The sequence below is a fragment of the Aquabacterium sp. A08 genome (assembly GCF_011742065.1).
Map to the genome: position 1 here is coordinate 1 of NZ_JAAQQT010000104.1, position 395 is coordinate 395.

Genomic DNA, 395 nt, shown 5'->3' on the forward strand with positions numbered 1-395 from the left:
TGCTGGATCAGCGGCCAGCGGTTCAGGTCCACCTGGAAGCGGCGGGCGCTTTCCACCTGCGGCACCAGGTAGCAGTCGGCCAGCGTGGGCGTGTCACCAAAGCTGTAGCGGCCACGCTGCGTGTCGGCGGCCAGCAGCGCCTCGTAGGCGTCGAAGCCCGCACCGATCCAGGTGCCGCACCAGGCGTTGATGGCGGCCTCGTCGGCGCCGAACTGCTTGCGCAGGTACTCCAGGATGCGGCGGTTGTTGACCGGGTGGATGTCGCAGCCGACGATGGCGGCGAGCGCGCGCACCCGCTGGCGGCCGCCGGCGTCGGCCGGCAGCAGCGCGGGCGTGGGGTACTGCTCTTCCAGCCATTCGATGATGGCGGGCGACTGGATCAGCACCTGCTCACC

At 70.6% G+C, this 395-nt stretch carries 1 protein-coding gene; it reads right to left on the bottom strand.

Features of this window, described 5'->3' with window-relative positions; all coding sequences use genetic code 11:
* Window positions 1-395, bottom strand: a 395-nt coding sequence (maiA, locus tag HA630_RS00595; RefSeq protein WP_166832041.1) for a maleylacetoacetate isomerase, incomplete at both ends; no start/stop codon positions are given.